This is a genomic window from Glutamicibacter sp. MNS18, assembly GCF_026107515.2.
GTDB lineage: Bacteria > Actinomycetota > Actinomycetes > Actinomycetales > Micrococcaceae > Glutamicibacter.
In genome coordinates this window covers 220,708-239,002 of sequence record NZ_JAPCHW010000006.1, presented here as the reverse complement: position 1 = coordinate 239,002, position 18,295 = coordinate 220,708, and the positions used below count along the sequence as shown (strand labels likewise).

Genomic DNA, 18,295 nt, shown 5'->3' with positions numbered 1-18,295 from the left:
TCCGGGTGCTGCCACCCGGGGATGTGGCCTCTATTGCTGGTTGCTGAAGGCCGCGTCGAAGGAGGCCTCCGGCACCTTCCACAGCAGTGAGCGCACGAACGCCAGGGCCTGGCTTGCCCCGTGCAGCCGATCCATTCCCGCATCCTCCCACTCGATCGAAATCGGTCCGGTGTAACCGATGGACTTCAGCGCCCGGAAGGCGTCCTCCCAGGGCACATCCCCGTGGCCGGTGGACACGAAGTCCCAACCGCGCCGCGGGTCGCCCCAGGGAAGATGTGATCCCAGCACCCCGGCGCGTCCGTTGGGGGTACGCACCCGGGTGTCCTTGCAATCCACATGGTAGATCCGCTCCCGGAAGTCCCAAATGAAACCGACCGGATCGATGTTCTGCCACATCATATGCGAGGGGTCCCAGTTGAATCCGAAGGCCTCGCGGTGCCCGATGCTTTCCAATGCGCGGACCGATGACCAGTAGTCGTAGGCGATCTCCGAGGGATGGACCTCGTGGGCGAACCGTACCCCCTGGTCGTCGAAGACGTCCAGGATCGGATTCCAGCGGTCGGCGAAGTCCTGGTAGCCGGCGTCGATCACCGCTTCCGGCACCGGAGGGAACTGGGCCACATACGGCCAGATCCTCGAGCCGGTGAAGCCCACCACCACATCCACATCGAGTTTCCTGGCCACCCGTGCGGCCCTTTTCATGTCCTCGGCCGCTCGTTGGCGCACCCCCTCGGGTTGCCCGTCACCCCACGTGTAGGGGCGGACCAGCCCCTGGTGGCGGAAATCGATCGGGTCATCGCATACCGCCTGCCCGGTGAGGTGGTTGGAGATGGCGTGGACCGCCAGCCCGTGGCGTTTGAGGATCTCCCTGCGTGATTCGAGGTAGGCCTCGTCCTCGTCGGCCAGCTTCAAATCCAGATGGTCGCCGGAGGCCGCGATTTCCAACCCGTCGTAGCCCCAACCTGCGGCCAGTTCGGCCACCTTCTCGAAGGGAAGATCGGCCCATTGGCCGGTGAAGAGGGTGACCGGATGGGTTGGCTCGTGGGTGCTCATGACGCCTTCTCCTGGCTCCTGGCAGGGGACTGCCGGGTTGTACTGTGATCGAGGACGAGTTCATCAACCGCCCCGGCGGACAGGACGTGGGAAATCACCAGCATGCTGGCGCCGCGCACCCCGGCCATGTCATGGGCCGCCGACCCGGCGATCGCCAGGTGCTGGGTGGCCAGCGGGGTGGAACGCAGGTAGACCACCTCGCGCACCCCGGCGATGACGTGCTCTCCGGCGGTGGACAGCCGCCCGCCCAGCACGATCACCGAGGGGTTGAGCAGGTTGACACACATGGCCAGCACCGAGCCGATGTCGCGTCCGGCCTGGCGCAGGACCTGGATGGCCGCGGTGTTGTTCTTCTCCGCCAGCCGCCCCACATCCGCGGCCGTGGTTACCGCATGACCCTGGGCGGCCAGCTTGCCGGCCAACGCCGGCCCGCCGGCCAGGGCCTCAAGGCATCCGGTGTTTCCGCACCGGCACGGGATATCGGCCCCTCCGGGAACCTGGACATGTCCCAGGTCCCCGGCCGAACCCTGGGCACCACGCTGCAACTGGCCTCCGCTGATGATTCCCACCCCGATCCCGGTGGCCACCTTCACGAACATCAGGTTCTCCGCCTGCGGCCAGGCCAGCGACTGCTCACCCAGGGCCATGATGTTCACATCGTTGTCCACCAGCACCGGGACGTCGAACTCCCGCTGGATGGTCCCGGGAATATCGAAGTCGTTCCACCCCGGCATGATCGGCGGCTTGGTCGGGCGTCCGGTGGTGTGTTCAACGGGTCCGGGCACTCCGATGGCAATGCCCGAGAGCGTGGACCGGTCCCGGTTATTGCGCTGCAGCAGCGACAGGAAGTTCTCCACCACCCAGGCCAGCACGGTCTCCGGCCCACTGGTGATGTCCATATCCGCCCGCAGGTGGTCCAGGATGTTCCCGGCCAGGTCGGTCAGGGCTAGGATCGCGTGGGCTGCCCCCAGATCGGCGGTCAATACCGTACGCGACTGCGGGACAAAGGCGAAGGTCGACGGCGGGCGCCCACCGGAAGACAAGGCGGCCCCGACCGTGTCGACCAGACCGGTGTCCAGAAGCGCATCGACCCGGGTGGCGATGGTCGAGCGGGAGAGCCCGGTCAGCGCGGCCAGTTCGGAGCGTGTGCGCGGGGTGCCCTCACGCAGGTACTGGAACAGTTCACCGGCACCCGTTCCCGGGGTCGGTGACTTAGTAGCGGTAGTCGTCATTGCCATACCTCCAGTGAATCATAAAGAACAGAAGGTGTAACCCAGGTTACAACTATCTAAGAATATTTGTGGACTTTTGCTCGACAGTTGGCAGAAGTCTGTGTAATGTCCATCACATGGCTCACGATGAAATGACGGGGTTGGCCGGATCTCACCCGGCCCTGCTACAGATGCGGGGGATCGAAAAACGGTTCCCGGGGATCATTGCCCTGCACCAGGTCACCTTCGATGTGGCCCCCGGCGAGGTGCACTGCCTGCTGGGGCAAAACGGTGCAGGCAAATCGACCTTGATCAAGGTGCTTGCCGGGGTGCACCAGCCCAACGCGGGCCGGATCGTCTTCGATGGCCAGGATGTGGACTTCTCCAGCCCGGATGACGCGATCAAGGCCGGCATCGGAACCATGTACCAGGAACTGGACCTGGTCGAGTCGTTGACGGTGGCCGAGAACATCTTCCTGGGCCACGAGCAAACCCGCGGCGGCTTCAGCTCACGCAAGTCGGAGCAGTCCAAGGCGCGTGAGCTGCTGGCAAGGCTCGGTCACCCGGAGATCTCCCCGGACATGGAAGTCGGGGAGCTATCGGCCGCCGGACAGCAGATCGTCTCCATGGCCCGGGCGTTGTCCCGTGAGGTGAAGCTGATCATCATGGACGAACCCTCGGCGGTACTGGACTCGGAAGAAGTGGCCAACCTGTTCGATACCGTCAGGACGCTGACCGCCAACGGCGTCGCCGTCATCTACATCTCACATCGGCTGGAGGAAATCAGGATGATCGGCGACCGTATCACCGTCCTGAAGGACGGAACCGCGGCGGCCTCGAACCTGCTGGTTTCCGAAACCCCCAACGCCGAACTGATCAGGTACATGACCGGACGGACCATCAGCAGCATCTTCCCGCCGGTACGCTCACTGGACGAGCGGACCCCGCCGGTCCTGGAGGTCAAGGACCTGGTTATCGCCCCCGGCCACCAGCCAATCTCGTTCTCGGTGCGGGCAGGGGAAATCCTCGGGCTGGCCGGACTGGTCGGTTCCGGACGCTCGGAGATCCTGGGGGCCGTCTACGGCAGCACCAAGGCGGTGTCAGGCTCGGTCGCGGTTGACGGTAAAAAGATCCGCAGCGGATCCACTGTGGCCGCGGTCAACGCCGGGATGGGCTTATGCCCGGAGGAACGCAAGAGCCAGGCGCTGCTGCTGGATGACACGCTGATCGCGAATTTCACGCTTCCCAGCATCGGGCGATTTGCCACGGCGGGGTTCACCGACGGCGCGCGCGAGTACCGCGCCAGCATGGAGCAGATCGAGAAACTCGAGTTGCGCCCGGCCGACCCCCGGCGCGAGGCACGCACCCTCTCGGGCGGCAACCAGCAAAAAATCGTCCTGGGGCGCTGGCTGTCCCATGGCTGCCGGGTGTTGCTGCTGGATGAGCCGACCCGTGGTGTGGATGTGGGTGCGCGTAGTGAGATCTACCAGCTGGTCTCCGAACTGGCCGGTTCCGGCATCGCCATCATCGTGGTCTCCAGCGAACTGGAAGAGGTCCTTGGCCTGTGCCACCAGGTCCTGGTCGTCTCGGAGCAACGTATCGTGCACCGGGCCCCGGCAGGCGAACTCAGCGAGCACCAAATACTTGATCTTGTGATGGAAGGCAGCACACTATGAGCATCTCGACCCCACCGAAGCTGGAACGCGCGCAAGCGGTCGTGCCGCGGCGCAGTGCCATGAAATGGCTGTTGGACGCGGGCCTGCGACGCAATTTGGGCTTGATCCTGGCCCTGGTCCTGCTCTGCGCACTGGGCGTGCTCACCGCCGGGGACAGATTCGCCGACTCCAACAACCTGATGACCATCCTGCGGTTGGCCGCGGTGACCGGAGTGGTGAGCATCGGGGCGACCTTCGTGATCACGATCGCCGGGATCGACCTCTCGGTCGGTGCGATCCTCGCCCTGGCCGCCGTCTGGGCCACCACCTTGTCCGGGCAGGCCTTTGCCGAGTCCACCTCCTGGATCTTCATGCCGCTGACCGCAATGCTCATCGGTGCCGCGGCCGGGCTGCTCAACGGGATCCTGATCGCCTACGGCAAGGTGGTTTCCTTCATCACCACCCTGGCCATGATGGCCGCAGCCCGCGGATTAGCCGAGATCATCTCGGACAAGAAAACCCAGTTGATCACGGTTGACGGTTTCCTCCAGGCGGTGGGCGGGGAGGTGTTCGGCATCCCCGTGATCGTGGTGATCTTCGTGGTGGTGGCCGTGGCCGGCTGGGTGCTGCTGAACCGGACCACCTTCGGCCGGCGAACCTTCGCGATCGGCGGTAACCCCGAAGCCGCCCGGCTGGCAGGTATCAAGGTGCAACGGCATACCGCCCTGGTGTACACGCTGGCCGGCCTCTGCGCAGGAATCGGCGCCTTCATGCTCATGGCCCGCACCACCACCGGCAGCGCGACTCACGGTACCGGGTTGGAGCTGGATGTCATCGCAGCCGTTGTCATTGGCGGAACGCTGCTTTCCGGTGGCCGCGGGTCGATCTTCGGCACCGTGCTGGGTGTGCTGATCTTCTCGGCACTGACCAACATCTTCACCCTGAACAACCTCTCGCTGTCGGTGCAGCTCGTTGCCAAGGGCGCGATCATCGTGATCGCGGTGCTGATCCAACGCCAGTTGGCCATCCGCCAATCCAGAACCTGAACCGTCCGACCCGCAGGGTCTGGTCCCTCCAGGCACCTGTCACTCGCAGTAACACCGATTCAAGGAGAAGGAAATGTCCATTTCAACCCGTCGCCCGCGCAGGATCCTGGGGGCCGCAACACTGCTGGCCGCCTCGGCCCTGGTGCTCAGCTCCTGTGTTTCAAACTCCCCGCAGCCATCTTCCGAAGGCAGCGCCACGGGCAATGTCCCGGCCGCCGGCTCCAACACCGAAGAGGGCCCGAAGGTCACCATCGGGTTCTCGGTTCCCGCGGCCGATCACGGCTTCATGGCCGCGATGACCGACCTGGCGGTGGAAACCGCCGCCGAGTACCCGGATGTTGAACTGAAGGTCGCCGAGGGGACCAACGACGTGAGCGTCCAGATCAGCCAGGTCGAGACGATGATCAACGACCAGGTCGACGCGATCGTGTTATTGCCCTTCGACGGGGCAGCGCTGACCCAGGTGGCGCAGAAGGCCATGGATGCCGGGATCCCGGTGATCAACGTGGACCGTGAATTCAGTACCGCGCAGTCCTCCCGGGTTACCGTACTCGGGGACAACTACGGGGTCGGTGTCTCGGCCGGCGACTTCATCTGTGCCGAACTCGATGGCAAGAAGGATGCCAAGATCGGCGAGATCCCCGGGATCGATTCGCTGCCGCTGACCCAGGAACGCAGCCAGGGGTTCAAGGATGCCCTGGCCAAGTGCGGGATGGAAGTCTCGAACCGGGTTGCGGCGGAGTTCACCGTGGAATCAGGTGAACGGGCCGCCTCCAACCTGTTGCAGGCAGCCCCTGAACTCGACGCCATCTGGAACCACGATGACGACCAGGGCGTCGGTGTGCTGGCCGCCATCAAGGCCGCGGACCGGGACGAGTTCTTCATGGTCGGCAATGGTGGGTCGGCCAACATGATGCGCGAGATCCAGTCGGGTGATTCGGTGGTCAAGGCCACGACCGTCTACCCGGCCTACCAGGCCGCCGATGGGGTACGCATCGCCCGGCTGGTGGCCCAGGACCGCGCGCTGGGTGACCTGCTGGATATCGAGGTACCCCGTGAGATCGTGCTGTACGCGGCGGTGGTGACCGCGGAGAACGTCGAGAAGTACCTGCCGACGGCCTTCGAGTCATAACCCTCGGCAGCTTGCCAAGAAGAGAACCCACTACTGGAGGAGAGAGACCCATGCCCGTAACCGGATCGGCCCTCGGCGTTGCAGTGATCGGCCATTCGTTCATGGGCAAGGCCCACTCGCTGGCCTGGCGCAATGTCAACGCCACCTTCGACACCCCGCCGGTCGCCCGGCGGGTGCTGGTGGGCAGCAATGACCAGGCCGTGCAGCACTCGGCGCAACGCTACGGCTGGTCCGAATCCAGCACCAGCTGGCAGCAGACCATCCTGCGTGATGATATCGACATTGTCGATATCTGCACCCCCGGTGCATTGCACGCGGAAATCGCCTTGTTCGCCCTGGCCCACGGCAAGCATGTGCTGGTGGAAAAACCCCTGGCCAACACGGTGGCCGAGGCCGAGGCGATGGCCGCCGCCGCCCGAACGGCGGCGGCCGACGGGCTGGTGGCCATGCTGGGATTCAACTACCGCCGGGTCCCGGCACTGGCCCTGGCCCGCCGGCTGATAACCGAGGGCCGGCTTGGTCAGCTGCGCCAGCTGAACATCCGCTACTACCAGGACTGGCTCGTTGACGAGCAGGCACCGATGAGCTGGCGGCTGCGCAAGGAACAGGCAGGATCCGGTGCCCTGGGCGACCTGGGCTCGCACGCGGTTGACCAGATCCGCTACCTGACCGGCTCGGAGGTATCCAGCGTGGCGGCCACCAGCCATACGTTCGTGACCGAGCGGAACGGCGAACAGGGCACCGAAGCGGTCAGTGTGGATGACGCGGTCTGGTCCACCCTGGAGCTCGAGAACGGGGGCATGGCCACCCTGGAAGCCAGTCGGATGGCCACCGGCAGGAAGAACTCCCTGCGGATCGAGGCCTACGGGTCCCGCGGTTCGCTGGCCTTCGACCTGGAGTCGTTGAACCAGCTGCAATTGTGCGAGGTAGGGGCCCCGGCAGCTGAGCAAGGTTTCAAGACCATCCTGGTTACCGAGCCGGAGCACCCCTACTTGGACGGATGGTGGCCCACCGGCCACGTGCTGGGATGGGCGGACACCTTCACCCACCAACTGCGCGATTTCCTCCAGGCCATAGACGGCGGTCCAGCAGCCGCGCCGACGTTCGACGACGGACTGAAGGTCCAACGCGTCCTGGAGGCCATCGGGCAGAGCGCCGCGGTGAACGGGACCAGGGTCCAGCTCGCCGGGCAACCCTAGCCCGCTACTTCCCTGTGGGGCCTGTTACTTGTGCGCCGATTCCGGGGGTCGGGGCACCCATGATCAGTGCTCATGGACGGTATCGATGATCCCGGCCTGCTGCCCGGGCTCAACGACGACGAACTGGCCCATCATTCCCTCGTCTTCGTGCCAGAGAAGGTGGCAATGGTACATGTACGGAATATGCGGGTCGGTGAACTCGGTAAAGCGCATGATCAGCCTGAAGCGGAGATCGGGGGGGCAGGTAGACGGTGTCCTTCCAGCCCGAGAGCTGCGCAGGGGGCTTCCGACCATCGATGTCGAGGATTTGGAACTGGACATCGTGGACGTGGAAATTATGGGGTTGGCGATGCCCGTTCCAGACTTCCCAGATCTCGGTGGTATCAACAGTGATGACTTCATCGATCCGATTCATGTCCATCGATTGGCGGTTGATCCGGTTGTTGCGCAATTCGAACCGACGTGTTTGGGTCGCCGAGGAAGCAGCCAGCGCGTTGATGGTTGCCAGCTGCTGCGGCACAGCGGCAGAGGCGGTCAGCGTGGGTTTGGACCGGAGCAGCAATACATCGAGGGTATCGGCGGCACCGGTGTTGCGGGTTCGTGGTCCCGATCATTCCGTTGTCACGCCGGGAGGTATCCACGAGCTGACCGCGCTCGGTGAAGGTCTTATCTTGGACGATGACCGGGATATCGTCGATGCCGTAATCCCGGGGAAGCGGCAGTGCCGCTTCCAGATCGTCGTCCAGAATGAACAGTCCGCCCAGTCCGCGGTAGACATGGCGCTCGGTCTGGCCATGCGGGTGGGGGTGATACCAGAGAGTGGCGGCAGGCTGATTAATCCGCCAGGACGGCGACCACGTTTTACCCGGATCGATCATCTGGTGCGGCCCGCCATCCGCGGATGCCGGTAGGTGCATGCTATGCCAGTGCAAGGTGGTAGCCTCATCGAGCTGGTTGGTGATGTTAACTCGAACGGACTCGCCTCGCCTGGCACGCAATGTCGGTCCTAGGAGTGGGCCGTTGATGCCCCAGGTATCGGCTTCTCCTCCGGGCACAATGGCGGATCGGCCCGCCTGCACGTTCAGATCGAAGACGGTGGTCCCTGGGGAGCGGATCGGCTCGGCCAGCGGTGGGATGTGTAGCCGGTTCCGGAAATCGACCTGTCCCACCGTGTTGACAGGGTTACGCGCGTCGAAGATGCTACAACCGGTAAGTGTAACGGCACCGGTTCCCACGGCGGTGAGTCTCAGAAACATGCGGCGATCCAGGTCGCGACGGGTCATGGGCGGCCCTTCCGTGTGCGCTGGGCGTACGTACGTGTTGGTCCGACGATCCCCAAGTCGAGGACGGGAACGGTCAGTAAGGTCCGGGGGTCTTCTATTAGTTCGTTCGTTCGTACGAACTAATAGAAAAAAGGTAGCATGGTGCCATGACGTGGTCAACTGAGGAGAACCCGGCCCGGGCCGAAGTGTTGCAGGCGCTGGCCGATGCCGGGCGGCACCAGAGTACGGCGATGATCCTGTTTCATACCAACTTGTCCAAACGCGTCGGCCTGGGTACGACCGAGGAAAAGGTGCTGGAACTGGTGCGCCGCCACGACCACCCCTCGGTGGGTGATCTTGCCGCGCACACGGGTATGGCCAAGAACTCGATCAGCGATGTGTTAGACCGGCTGGAGGCCAAGGGCTTTGTCGCCCGCGAACGGCATCCTGAGGATGGGCGCAAGGTCGCGATCATCGCTACCGAAGAGGGCGTGGCACGAATCGGCCGGCTCTTCGCCGGCCTGATGGGGCGGCTGAGTCAACTCCAGGCCGAGTATACAACCGAGGAGCTGGCCCTGATTGCGGAATACCAGCGCCGTGCCGCAGAGATTCAATCGGATGAGGCCCGCACCCTGGCCGAGGAAAGCTGATCACCGGGCCTGCCCCGGTGAGTCTGGACCGTAACTCCGTTGCTGTCTGCTGTTCACCAGGGTCCCGCCCCACACCGGGGCGGGTTTTCTGGGCAGGGGCGTTGACTGACAGCGAGGTATCGTATTGCGCGACAGTCCCATAGAAACACAGGAGACAGCGGGGCGGCATACCGGGCCGTTGTGTGGGTGAGACAAAAAGGCGCGGACGCAAGAGCTGGCGGCAGCCCCAGTGATTCTGGCCTGGTCTTGATCCCGGGTCTCATTCGGGGCATCGAGGGTGTTACCGGGGAAATGGAAGACCAGGTTCGGATGCGCTGCTCATTCTTTCCGGGCGGTCCTCCGCCCGGCAACGCATGAACCATCGCCAGGGAACCCTGGAGAACCGTTGTTGGCGCATTCGCGCTTGCAAGACGCGTCACATAGCTGACGCTCCGGCTAGCTGCCGCGCCGATGCCGCTGCAACTATCCGATGCGTCCAGAGAATGGGTAACTTCTCATAAACCGCTTCCTGACGTGGGTTGGAGGACAACTCGTGACCTGCTTGCCTCCTGGCGCCGCTGGACTGGCCGCCGATCATCTCAGCAGGCCACGAACCGAAGATGAGAACATGCTCATCTGATTCTCTTATTTCCTTCATTTGGCTTTTCTAGGCTCGTACCAAGACGAAAAGTTCCACGAAAGGGAAGAAAATGCTGTCGTTCTGGATGGGATTGACCGCCAATATTGTTGGCATGACCGTGCTGGTCTACTTCGTGTATTTCCGCCGGCACTTCCGGCGTGACCTGGTTCTGGCCTACATCGCCCTGAGCATGGGCATCTTCGCGGTCACCATGCTGCTCTCCGGTTCGGGAGCCGGCATGGGGCTAGGCCTGGGACTGTTCGGCATCCTGTCGATCATCCGCCTTCGCTCGGACACCCTGACCCAGGAGGAAGTGGCCTACTACTTCATCTCGCTGGCCATTGGCCTGGTCAACGGCCTGCACCCGGACCCGGCCTGGTTCTCCCCGGCTGTCACCGCTGCCCTGGTCGCCATGATGTTCCTGGCCGACCACCCCGGATTCGCCCCACGCACCCAGCGCCAGACCGTGACCCTGGAAAAGGCCTACCCGCGCAACGAGGACCTGGTTCCGGCCCTGGAACAGCTGCTCGGTGCCAAGGTGCTGCGCACCGTGGTGATCGAACTGGACATGGTCCGCGACCTGACAATCGTGGACGTGCGCTTCCGTGTCAACACGGTGAGGGCAAACAGCGAGTACACCGGAACCTACCAGCTGGCCAATTCGCCGCGGCAGGACACGATGGCCAAACAGGGTGTGTGGTCCTGATGCAGCCGATTGTCGAGAGGCCCGCCATGCGGCGTCCCGAACGGGCGGAAACGATCGGCAAGGCCCGTGCCGCACTGGAGGCGGCCGTGGCGCACCGGGAGCCGATCGGGCTGGATGAAGTCATTGCCGAAGCCGCGTTGCAGACCCGTGTGGACCGCAAATTCCTGCTCACCCCCGGGGAATTCACCGCACTTGCCCGGCGTCTGGGTGAGGAGTTCCGGATCATGGAGATCGATGGACTGCGCACCTTCCGCTATGAATCGGTCTACTTCGATACCGAGGATTTCGAGCAGTACCGGGCGCACCGACAGGGCCGTCGGCGCCGCTACAAGGTGCGAAGCCGCACCTATGCGGACACCGGGCTGTCGATGTTCGAGATCAAGACCAAGGGCCTGCGCGGGGCCACCGTCAAGCACCGTATCGAGCAGGATCCCCGGGAAGCGGGAATGCTCACCGAACACTCCCTGGGGTTCCTGGACGAGGTGGTGACCCGCGAATACGGGGAGCACGTGCCGCCGTTGCAACCGGTCCTGGACAGCTCCTACGTGCGTGGCACCTTCGTCAACCCGCTTGATGGCGAACGGGTGACCTGCGATGTCGAGCTGAGCTACGCCAACGACGAGCGGCGGATCGACGGTCCGGACCTGATCGTGGTGGAAACCAAGTCCGCCGACGGACGCGGGGTCAGCGACCAGGCCCTGGCCGAACTTGGCATCCGGCCGGTGAGCATGAGCAAGTACTGCATAGGTATCGCCTTGCTGAATCCGCAGTTACCGGCCAACAAATGGAGCCGCTTGTTGCATCAGCGCTTCAATGCCCCACAAGATTCGCGCGGGCCACGGACCCGGGCAGGCGCTGCCCTGCGCCGCCCGGTGCGGATACCGGGTCGCGGATGATCCCCGCGGGGGCGAATTCCTGTGCGAAAAACCGGTGGTTGAGCGGTCCACCAACCGGAACCGCCGCGGTATCATGGTGCCCATGATGACCAGTCGGGTCTTCAACGGCCACTCACGGGCAGGCAACCTGGTCGTGTCCTGAGCCGCGCACCTCCCGGTGTCTGGAAGAACAGCCATTCATCGACACCAACCCAGGGAGAGACTTGCCAGCACGTTTTAACCCCACCATCATTGCCTCGTACGACGCCCCTGAAATGGCGGCCTTCTACACCGACCTGCTGGAAGCGGATCCGGCCCCTTCCTGGGGGCCGTTCAGCAACATCCGGATCGCCGACGGGGTGCTGTTGCAGTTCGCGGTCCCGCCGATCGAGTTCCCGCCGCAGCACTACGCCTACCTGCTTGATGACGCGCATTTCGATCGCGCCTACGCCAAGATCACCGCGCGCAACCGCGAGCATTGGGCGGATCCGGGCAGGACCCGTCCGGGCCGGATCAACCATGAGCATGAAGGCTGCGGGGTCTACCTGCTCGACCCTTCAGGGCATTACCTGGAACTGATCACCCGGCCCTATCTCTGAGCCGCTGCCCGATGCGGGCCCTGCAGGGACACCCGGTCCCGGGTATTATGGTTGTGTGCCCCGGGCCAGGCGGTAGCCGACACCGCGGACTGTTTCGAAGCGCTCGCCACCGAGCTTGTTGCGCAGGTAACGCACGTAGACATCCACCACATTGGAGCCGGGGTCGAAGTCGTAGCCCCACACGCGCGAGAGCAGCTGTTCGCGGCTGAGCACCAGCCCCGGATTGCGCAGGAAGGCCTCGGCCAGGGAGAATTCCCGGGCCGAAAGATCGACTTCGGCCCCGTCGACCGTGACCAGACGACGCAGCAGATCCATTTCCAGGTCCCCATGGCTGAGCACCGCGGTATCCGAGCCGTTGTCCTCGGCGCGCAGTCGCAGCCGCACCCGGGCCAGTAATTCGTCGAAGTGGAAGGGTTTGGCCATGTAGTCGTCGGCACCGTTTTGCAGGCCGGCCACGGTGTCGTCCACGCTATTGCGTGCGGTCAGGATGATGACCGGTGAATCGATGTGGGTGGCCCGCAACCGGCGCAGCAGGCTGAAACCGTCCTCATCGGGCAACCCCAGATCCAGGATGATCAGTTCGAAATTCCCGGTCTGGGCCTGGTCGAATCCCTCGCCGGCGGTACCGCAGACGGTGGGCGCGAGCCCCGCAGAGCGCAGCCCCTTGGCGATGAACGAACTGATCCGTGGCTCATCCTCGATGATCAAGATCCGGCTCATACGGCATGGGCTCCTTCGGCTAGGGGAATGTCGATATAGAACGTGGACCCGCTGCCGGGCACCGAATCCACCCAGACCATTCCACCATGGGAGGTCGCGATCGCCGAGACGATGTTAAGGCCCAACCCCGAGCCGCTGGCCCGGTCGCTGTTCTGTCCACGGCCGAAGCGTTCGAAGATCCGCTCCAGGTCCTCCTGGGCGATGCCGACTCCCGCGTCGTGGACCCATAGGCGTAAGGTAGGTCGGCCTTGCTGGTCGTCCAGCACGGCCGAACCGAGATCGATCCGTGAGCCCGCTGCGGAGAACTTCACCGCATTGGCAATCAACTGCAGCATCGCCTGGGTGATGCGCGTGGGGTCCAGGGCCACGCTGACCTCGGCACGGTTCCCGATCCGCCAGTCACGATCACCCAGGGCCCGGGCCTTGTCCAGGATGTCATCCAGAAGCGCGCCCACGTCGGTGGGCTTGCTGGTCACGAAATCCGCGCGGTTGGCCCCGGCCAGAGTCATCAGGTCGTTGATCAGCATGGACATGCGTTTGAGCTCATCCAGCGAGATGTCCTTGGTCTGGGCCACGTCTTCCGCGTCGGCGATATCCATCAGCTCCAGGTGACCGCGGATAATGGTGACCGGGGTGCGCAGTTCATGGCCCACGTCATCGAGCAGCTGGCGCTGCGAGTTCAGCGCCTCCTCCAGCCGGTCCAGCATTTCGTTGATGGTGGCGGTCAATTCGGCGAACTCGTCATGCCCGGATACCTCGATACGGGAGGACTGGTCGGATTCGGAGATCTGCTGTGCGGTGTCACGCAGCTTCCGGATGGGTTCGAGCATGCGTCCGACAATCAGGTAGGCCGCGCCACCGGCCAGCAGCATCACCACGATGCCCACACCAATAAACACCGCGAACTGGGTGTCTATGCGCCGCACCTCGGCCGAGTAGTCGTAGGCCAGCACGAAACGGGCGGGATTGGGATCCGAGGAGAGCTGGATCGGCACCACCACGGCACGGTAATCGCTCATCTCGGTTTCGACGTTGGCGATGCGCACATGTTCATCGGTGGAACTTGTCCTCGCCCACTCCAGGAACTCCGGATCATCCTCGAGGCGCAATTCCACCGAGGACGGTGCGGTCCATTGCAACTGGTCGGCGCTCAAGCCGAGCATGCCCTGGAAGCGGGCCGGCAGGGTCCGTTGCATTGCGGTATACAGCAGGTCCTCGGCATGGGCGAAGCCCTGCCGGGTCTGCGGATCAACGCCCGTTTCGGCCAGTACCCGGAATTCCTCCACAGTACGGGTCAGCGAATCGTCCAGCCGCTCGTTGAGCTCGTGGCGTTCCAGGACGTAGCTTGCCGTCCCCGAGGCGGTGAGCGCGAAGCCGACCAGCAGGATCATGCCGCTTAGCACCCGCGCGCGGATGGAGACCCGGCGCTTGGGCCGTCTAGTCGTCATCGTCGTCGTCATCGTCCCAATCGTCGTCATCGTCGTCATCATCATCATCCCAGTCATCGTCATCGTCGACGTAGACCTTAGGCGACTTGGGAGGAAGCGGTTTCACCGGGCCCTGGGAACGGGTTGATTCCGGCGCAGTGGTGGCCGCCGGGGTGCTGGACCTCGTTTCCGTCGGTTCCGGGGTACGGCTATCCTGCGGCATCGTTCCCGCCGACTCCTCCGGTGCTGTTGGGGATCCGGTGTCGCCAGTAGTTGGATCCTCCTGTGGGGGAGCGAACTGCTGGTCGACCACGATTCCCGGGCCGAGGTCCCTCTGTGTGGGGCCGGAAAGGATCTGGGCCAGGCCGGCGACGCCCAGCGCGATCAAGGCCACCGCCACGAGCAGGCCAATTGTCCGTAGTATGCCGAGTTTTCCCATGGTGCCATTCTCTCCAAGCCAAATGAGATGATCATGAGAAAGCTGCCTCCACACGGGTGGCGCCCATGGGACCTGTGCGGGGCACCGGGGCAACGTTCGCCCTGGCCCGGTCGCCACACCCACTCAAAATACCTGGTCATAGCGGGGTACTGGGGATTTCCATGCGGTCAACCTGCAGCCGGGAGAACGGGTAACGGCCAACGCCGGATCGCCTTGTGTTAACCAGCTGTTCATGGTGGGGTCACTTTGCGCCAGGACACCCGTCCGGCCGGCGGTCGTCGCTCGGATCAGCGAAGGTGTTCGAAGATGATATTGGTTTGCGTGGAAGAGAACGCCCGGTTGGATCCCAGGTGGCTTGCGACGAACGTGCGCAACTCATCAATGGAGCTGGTGGCCACACGGATCAGCAGGTCGGGAGTGCCGCCCAGTACAAAGACATCACGGACCTGCGGCAGTTCCGCCAGCGCCCGCGCCGCGGGTAGCATCCGGTCGCGGGCCTGCGCGGCGACGATGACGGAGATCATCGCGTTGACCGTGACACCGAGGAGCTTCTCGTTGATCCTCGCCTCGAAACCCTCGATGATGCCACGCGTCCGCAAGGCCTTGACGCGCCCCAAGCAGGTGGATGGAGCCAGTCCCACCCGCTGAGCCAGGACGTTGTTGGCCAGGCGGGCATCGTGGTGGAGCTCGGTAAGGATCGCCAAATCGGTATCATCGACCGGCACGAAATTCGATTCGGCGTTAGCAGCCGCGGCCCAGATCGAAGCAGGCACTGTTTTCCTCCAAGATATTTTAGAGAAGTTCGGAATGAGGGGAAACATTCCACTGATGATTCTACGATGAGGAGGAGGGAAACAACGAGTGTGGGAGGAACACCAGAGATGGAAACCGTGGTCGGCCGTGAGGAATTGGAACTGTTGGACCAGCAGGATCCGTTGGATTCTTTCAGGGAGCAGTTCCTGTTGCCCGACGGGGTGCTGTACCTGGACGGAAATTCCCTGGGCCCATTGCCCGTGGGTGCGACCGAACGCGCTGCGGAAGTGGTCACGACCGAATGGGGGCAGGGGCTGATCCGTTCCTGGAATAGTGCCGGCTGGTTCGAGATGCCGACCCGGTTGGGGGACAAGCTTGGCCGGCTGCTGGGAGCGAACCCCGGGGAAACCGTGGTTACCGATACCACCAGCCTGAATTTGTTCAAGGCCCTGGCCTCGGCATTGAGGATCCAACAGGTCGACGGCCCGGGGCGCCGGGTGATCATCACCGAACGTGATAATTTCCCGACCGATATCTACATCGCCGAAGGACTCGCGGACCTGCTGAATTCGGTGGGTGCCGAGAGCGGGACCACCTATGAAGTCAAACTTGTCGACAATGAATCCGAGCTGCGCGCCGCGCTGGGCGGGGATACCGCGGTGGTTTCCCTCTCGCACGTGAACTACCGCACCGGATCCATGTGGGATATGGCGGCGATCAACGAGGCCGTGCACCAGGCCGGGGCACTGGCCATCTGGGACCTGGCCCACGCCGCCGGGGCCGTGCCGGTGGAACTGAATGCCAGCAACGCCGACTACGCGGTGGGGTGCACCTACAAGTACCTGAACGGTGGTCCGGGATCGCCGGCGTTCATTTGGGTCAATGCCAGGCACCAGGACCGCTTCTGGCAGCCGTTGTCCGGGTGGTGGTCCCACGCCGCACCGTTCGAGATGGCACAGAGCTATGCCCCGGCCAACGATGTGCGCCGCTTCATGTGTGGCACCCAGCCGATCACCTCCATGGCCATGGTGGAGACCGGTCTGGATATCTCGTTGTCTGCCGACATGAACCTGCTGCGCGCCAAGTCGCTGGAACTGACCGACCTGTTCATCGAGCTCGTCGAGACCCGCTGTGCCGGGTACGGGCTGACGCTGGTCACTCCCCGGGAACATGCGCAGCGTGGAAGCCATGTCAGTTTCCAGCACCCGGGCGGCTATGCCATCATGGCCGCCTTGATCGACCGAGGGGTTATCGGGGACTACAGGGAGCCTGAGGTGCTGCGTTTCGGCATCACCCCGCTCTACCTGTCCCGCACCGATATCTGGGATTCGGTGGAGATTCTGCGTGAGGTTCTGCACACCGGCTCCTGGCAACGCGAAGAGTATTCCGTGCGAAATGCCGTAACCTAAAGGCGAATCGCGGGTACGGGCCCGTCCTGATCCGCAACGGGATGTTGCCCTGCCGCGCAGTACCGTGGTTCTCGGTGGCCCGCGCGAGGCCGCCGGGAACCACGGATTTTTGCAAGGACGGGACGTGTCACATTCCTCGGTGCGCAATGCGCCTACGACCGGGCTCAAGCAGAACCTGAGTTCGGGACAGATGGCCATGATCGCCCTGGGCGGGGCCATCGGCACGGGCCTGTTCATGGGCAGCAAGCTGGGGATCGAGCTGGCCGGTTCCAGTGTCATCATCAGCTATCTGATCGGCGGGCTGATCGCCCTGGTGGTCATGGGGGCGTTGGCGGAGCTGACTGTTCACCGGCCCGAGGCCGGGGCGTTCGGACACTACGCCGAAAAGTACCTGGGCAACTACGCCGGGTTCCTCACCCGCTACCTGTATTGGTCGGCTCTGGTATTCGCGGTGGGCACGGAAGTCAGTGTGGTGGGCCAATATATGCAACTATGGTTTCCGCAGGTGCCGTCGGTTATCTGGGTGGCAGGGTTCTCCGCGGCTCTGTTGGGTGTGAATATGTCCAACGTCAAGGCGTTTGGAAGCACCGAATACTGGTTCAGCGCCATCAAGGTCTTCGCGGTGTTGGCCTTCGTCATCGTGGCCGGTTGGCTGGTACTGGGCAGCGGCAACCCTGGCTACTCGGTGGCCAATTACGTGGCCGAGTCGGGATTCCTTGCCGGAGGTATCGGTGGCATGTGGGCAGCGGTGATCGTGGCAATCTTCTCCTATATGGGAGTGGAGGTGATCGCGATTGCCGCGGCAGAGGCCCGCGATGCACGAAATGCCGTGAAACGTGCCTTCAGGATCACGTTCCTGCGGCTTCTGCTCTTCTACATCGCCACCCTGTCGTTGATCCTGGCCATGGCCCCACGCAGCGAACTGCTCGATGGCGGTTCGCCCTTCGTCACGGTGATGGGGTTGGTGGGGATCCCCTTCGCCGACACGGTGCTGAATTTTGTGCTGATCGTGGCCGCGTTGTCGGCCATGAACGCCCAACTGTATGCGGCCTCGCGCACCCTGAACTCGCTCTCCCGGGCCGGGCATGCCCCGCGGATTGCCGGCCGGATCGCGTCCAACGGTGCCCCGGTCCATGCGGTGTGGATGTCCGCCGGCGGTATCGCCATCGCCGCGGTGGTCTATGCGCTGGCTCCGGGGGAGGGCCTGGGCATCATGATCTCGCTGGCGACCTTCGGGGCCATGGCCACCTGGCTGATGATCCTGCTTACCCACGTGGTGTTCCGCCGAAAACTACGGCGGGCCGGGGCCGAGCCGGGTTTCCGGCTTCCGGGGTTTCCCGCCGCCTCGCTGGTCGGGGCCGCGCTCCTGGCTGGATTGTTGGTGACCTCCCTGTTCACCGAGCAGTTCCGACTCACCCTGGTCTTCGGGCTCCCGTTCGTGCTGCTGATCAGCACAGTCTACGGATTACTGGCCCACCGGCAGCGGGCACTAAACTCGGAACCGGTGTCATCCGGGTCTACCGGTAATTACTGAGGGGAC

18 protein-coding genes and 1 pseudogene are annotated in these 18,295 nt (G+C 63.8%); 10 read left to right on the top strand and 9 right to left on the bottom strand.

All coding sequences use genetic code 11. The features are described from left to right. Nucleotides 1-30: 30 nt before the first annotated feature. Together OK351_RS10855 and OK351_RS10850 are read right to left on the bottom strand one after the other, a co-directional pair. Nucleotides 31-1,053 (bottom strand): sugar phosphate isomerase/epimerase family protein, encoded by a 1,023-nt coding sequence (locus OK351_RS10855; protein ID WP_265158748.1) that lies wholly within the window; start codon nucleotides 1,051-1,053, stop codon nucleotides 31-33. Beyond that, nucleotides 1,050-2,291: an ROK family transcriptional regulator gene (locus OK351_RS10850; RefSeq protein ID WP_265158746.1), complete on the bottom strand. Its 1,242-nt coding sequence runs from the start codon at nucleotides 2,289-2,291 to the stop codon at nucleotides 1,050-1,052. Before OK351_RS10850 ends, OK351_RS10855 begins: the two co-directional genes overlap by 4 nt. Nucleotides 2,292-2,401: 110 nt before the next feature. On the opposite strand from OK351_RS10850, the gene OK351_RS10845 reads away from it, so the two are divergent. From OK351_RS10845 to OK351_RS10830, 4 genes are all read left to right on the top strand, one after another. Continuing rightward, nucleotides 2,402-3,940, top strand: coding sequence for a sugar ABC transporter ATP-binding protein (locus OK351_RS10845; protein WP_265158744.1), 1,539 nt, complete (start codon nucleotides 2,402-2,404; stop codon nucleotides 3,938-3,940). After that, nucleotides 3,937-4,965, top strand: a complete 1,029-nt coding sequence (locus tag OK351_RS10840) for an ABC transporter permease (RefSeq protein WP_265158742.1) — start codon at nucleotides 3,937-3,939, stop codon at nucleotides 4,963-4,965. Before OK351_RS10845 ends, OK351_RS10840 begins: the two co-directional genes overlap by 4 nt. A 250-nt stretch (nucleotides 4,966-5,215) precedes the next feature. Continuing rightward, nucleotides 5,216-6,097, top strand: a complete 882-nt coding sequence (locus tag OK351_RS10835; RefSeq protein WP_371931426.1) for a substrate-binding domain-containing protein — start codon at nucleotides 5,216-5,218, stop codon at nucleotides 6,095-6,097. Nucleotides 6,098-6,147: 50 nt separating this feature from the next. Then, entirely contained in the window at nucleotides 6,148-7,296 is a 1,149-nt protein-coding gene (locus OK351_RS10830; protein ID WP_265158738.1) for a Gfo/Idh/MocA family protein, read from the top strand. Between the two features lie 63 nt (nucleotides 7,297-7,359). On the opposite strand, the gene OK351_RS10825 is transcribed toward OK351_RS10830, so the two are convergent. From OK351_RS10825 to OK351_RS10815, 3 genes and pseudogenes are all read right to left on the bottom strand, one after another. Then, nucleotides 7,360-7,509 carry a multicopper oxidase domain-containing protein gene (locus OK351_RS10825; RefSeq protein WP_265158736.1) on the bottom strand — a complete coding sequence of 50 codons (150 nt, stop codon included), beginning with the start codon at nucleotides 7,507-7,509 and terminating at the stop codon, nucleotides 7,360-7,362. A 76-nt stretch (nucleotides 7,510-7,585) separates the two neighbouring features. After that, a pseudogene (locus tag OK351_RS10820) lies at nucleotides 7,586-7,711 on the bottom strand (multicopper oxidase domain-containing protein); the annotation flags it as partial. Then, nucleotides 7,695-8,579, bottom strand: coding sequence for a multicopper oxidase domain-containing protein (locus OK351_RS10815; protein ID WP_265158734.1), 885 nt, complete (start codon nucleotides 8,577-8,579; stop codon nucleotides 7,695-7,697). The gene OK351_RS10815 and the pseudogene OK351_RS10820, both read right to left, overlap by 17 nt. Nucleotides 8,580-8,725: 146 nt before the next feature. Here OK351_RS10815 and OK351_RS10810 point away from each other — a divergent pair, with 146 nt between their 5' ends. The 4 genes from OK351_RS10810 to OK351_RS10795 all read left to right on the top strand — a co-directional run bounded on the left by OK351_RS10810 (nucleotide 8,726) and on the right by OK351_RS10795 (nucleotide 12,007). Beyond that, the gene (locus tag OK351_RS10810; RefSeq protein ID WP_265158732.1) at nucleotides 8,726-9,208 is read left to right on the top strand and encodes a MarR family winged helix-turn-helix transcriptional regulator; all 483 of its coding nucleotides are present in this window, start codon (nucleotides 8,726-8,728) and stop codon (nucleotides 9,206-9,208) included. A 689-nt stretch (nucleotides 9,209-9,897) separates the two neighbouring features. Next, a complete protein-coding gene (locus OK351_RS10805) occupies nucleotides 9,898-10,533 on the top strand; it encodes a DUF4956 domain-containing protein (protein ID WP_265158730.1) in 636 nt (211 codons plus the stop codon). Further along, nucleotides 10,533-11,429, top strand: coding sequence for a polyphosphate polymerase domain-containing protein (locus OK351_RS10800; protein WP_265158728.1), 897 nt, complete (start codon nucleotides 10,533-10,535; stop codon nucleotides 11,427-11,429). Before OK351_RS10805 ends, OK351_RS10800 begins: the two co-directional genes overlap by 1 nt. Before the next feature lie 203 nt (nucleotides 11,430-11,632). Continuing rightward, entirely contained in the window at nucleotides 11,633-12,007 is a 375-nt protein-coding gene (locus OK351_RS10795) for a VOC family protein (RefSeq protein WP_265158726.1), read from the top strand. 45 nt (nucleotides 12,008-12,052) lie between these two features. Here the strand turns inward: OK351_RS10795 and OK351_RS10790 are convergent, their stop codons facing one another. The 4 genes from OK351_RS10790 to OK351_RS10775 form a co-directional block, all read right to left on the bottom strand. Further along, nucleotides 12,053-12,727: a response regulator transcription factor gene (locus OK351_RS10790; protein ID WP_265158724.1), complete on the bottom strand. Its 675-nt coding sequence runs from the start codon at nucleotides 12,725-12,727 to the stop codon at nucleotides 12,053-12,055. Next, nucleotides 12,724-14,175, bottom strand: a complete 1,452-nt coding sequence (locus OK351_RS10785) for a sensor histidine kinase (RefSeq protein WP_265158722.1) — start codon at nucleotides 14,173-14,175, stop codon at nucleotides 12,724-12,726. The genes OK351_RS10790 and OK351_RS10785 overlap by 4 nt, the downstream gene beginning before the upstream one ends. After that, nucleotides 14,165-14,593: a hypothetical protein gene (locus OK351_RS10780; RefSeq protein WP_265158720.1), complete on the bottom strand. Its 429-nt coding sequence runs from the start codon at nucleotides 14,591-14,593 to the stop codon at nucleotides 14,165-14,167. Before OK351_RS10780 ends, OK351_RS10785 begins: the two co-directional genes overlap by 11 nt. A 287-nt stretch (nucleotides 14,594-14,880) precedes the next feature. After that, complete coding sequence (locus OK351_RS10775; protein WP_265158718.1) at nucleotides 14,881-15,366, bottom strand: Lrp/AsnC family transcriptional regulator; 486 nt, start codon at nucleotides 15,364-15,366, stop codon at nucleotides 14,881-14,883. A gap of 90 nt (nucleotides 15,367-15,456) precedes the next feature. Here OK351_RS10775 and kynU point away from each other — a divergent pair, with 90 nt between their 5' ends. Together kynU and OK351_RS10765 are read left to right on the top strand one after the other, a co-directional pair. After that, on the top strand, nucleotides 15,457-16,755 hold the full coding sequence (gene kynU / locus OK351_RS10770; protein WP_265158716.1) for a kynureninase: 1,299 nt from the start codon (nucleotides 15,457-15,459) through the stop codon (nucleotides 16,753-16,755). A gap of 124 nt (nucleotides 16,756-16,879) precedes the next feature. Then, on the top strand, nucleotides 16,880-18,289 hold the full coding sequence (locus tag OK351_RS10765; RefSeq protein ID WP_265158713.1) for an amino acid permease: 1,410 nt from the start codon (nucleotides 16,880-16,882) through the stop codon (nucleotides 18,287-18,289). Nucleotides 18,290-18,295: the final 6 nt, after the last annotated feature.

Excerpts from the sequence above, each read along its gene's own strand:
- OK351_RS10855 (WP_265158748.1), bottom strand. The coding sequence starts at position 1,053 with ATGAGCACCCACGAGCCAACCCATCCGGTCACCCTCTTCACCGGCCAA.
- OK351_RS10850 (WP_265158746.1), bottom strand. The coding sequence starts at position 2,291 with ATGGCAATGACGACTACCGCTACTAAGTCACCGACCCCGGGAACGGGT.
- OK351_RS10845 (WP_265158744.1), top strand. The coding sequence starts at position 2,402 with ATGGCTCACGATGAAATGACGGGGTTGGCCGGATCTCACCCGGCCCTG.
- OK351_RS10840 (WP_265158742.1), top strand. The coding sequence starts at position 3,937 with ATGAGCATCTCGACCCCACCGAAGCTGGAACGCGCGCAAGCGGTCGTG.
- OK351_RS10830 (WP_265158738.1), top strand. The coding sequence starts at position 6,148 with ATGCCCGTAACCGGATCGGCCCTCGGCGTTGCAGTGATCGGCCATTCG.
- OK351_RS10825 (WP_265158736.1), bottom strand. The coding sequence starts at position 7,509 with ATGCGCTTTACCGAGTTCACCGACCCGCATATTCCGTACATGTACCAT.
- OK351_RS10815 (WP_265158734.1), bottom strand. The coding sequence starts at position 8,579 with ATGACCCGTCGCGACCTGGATCGCCGCATGTTTCTGAGACTCACCGCC.
- OK351_RS10810 (WP_265158732.1), top strand. The coding sequence starts at position 8,726 with ATGACGTGGTCAACTGAGGAGAACCCGGCCCGGGCCGAAGTGTTGCAG.
- OK351_RS10805 (WP_265158730.1), top strand. The coding sequence starts at position 9,898 with ATGCTGTCGTTCTGGATGGGATTGACCGCCAATATTGTTGGCATGACC.
- OK351_RS10800 (WP_265158728.1), top strand. The coding sequence starts at position 10,533 with ATGCAGCCGATTGTCGAGAGGCCCGCCATGCGGCGTCCCGAACGGGCG.
- OK351_RS10790 (WP_265158724.1), bottom strand. The coding sequence starts at position 12,727 with ATGAGCCGGATCTTGATCATCGAGGATGAGCCACGGATCAGTTCGTTC.
- OK351_RS10785 (WP_265158722.1), bottom strand. The coding sequence starts at position 14,175 with ATGACGACTAGACGGCCCAAGCGCCGGGTCTCCATCCGCGCGCGGGTG.
- OK351_RS10780 (WP_265158720.1), bottom strand. The coding sequence starts at position 14,593 with ATGGGAAAACTCGGCATACTACGGACAATTGGCCTGCTCGTGGCGGTG.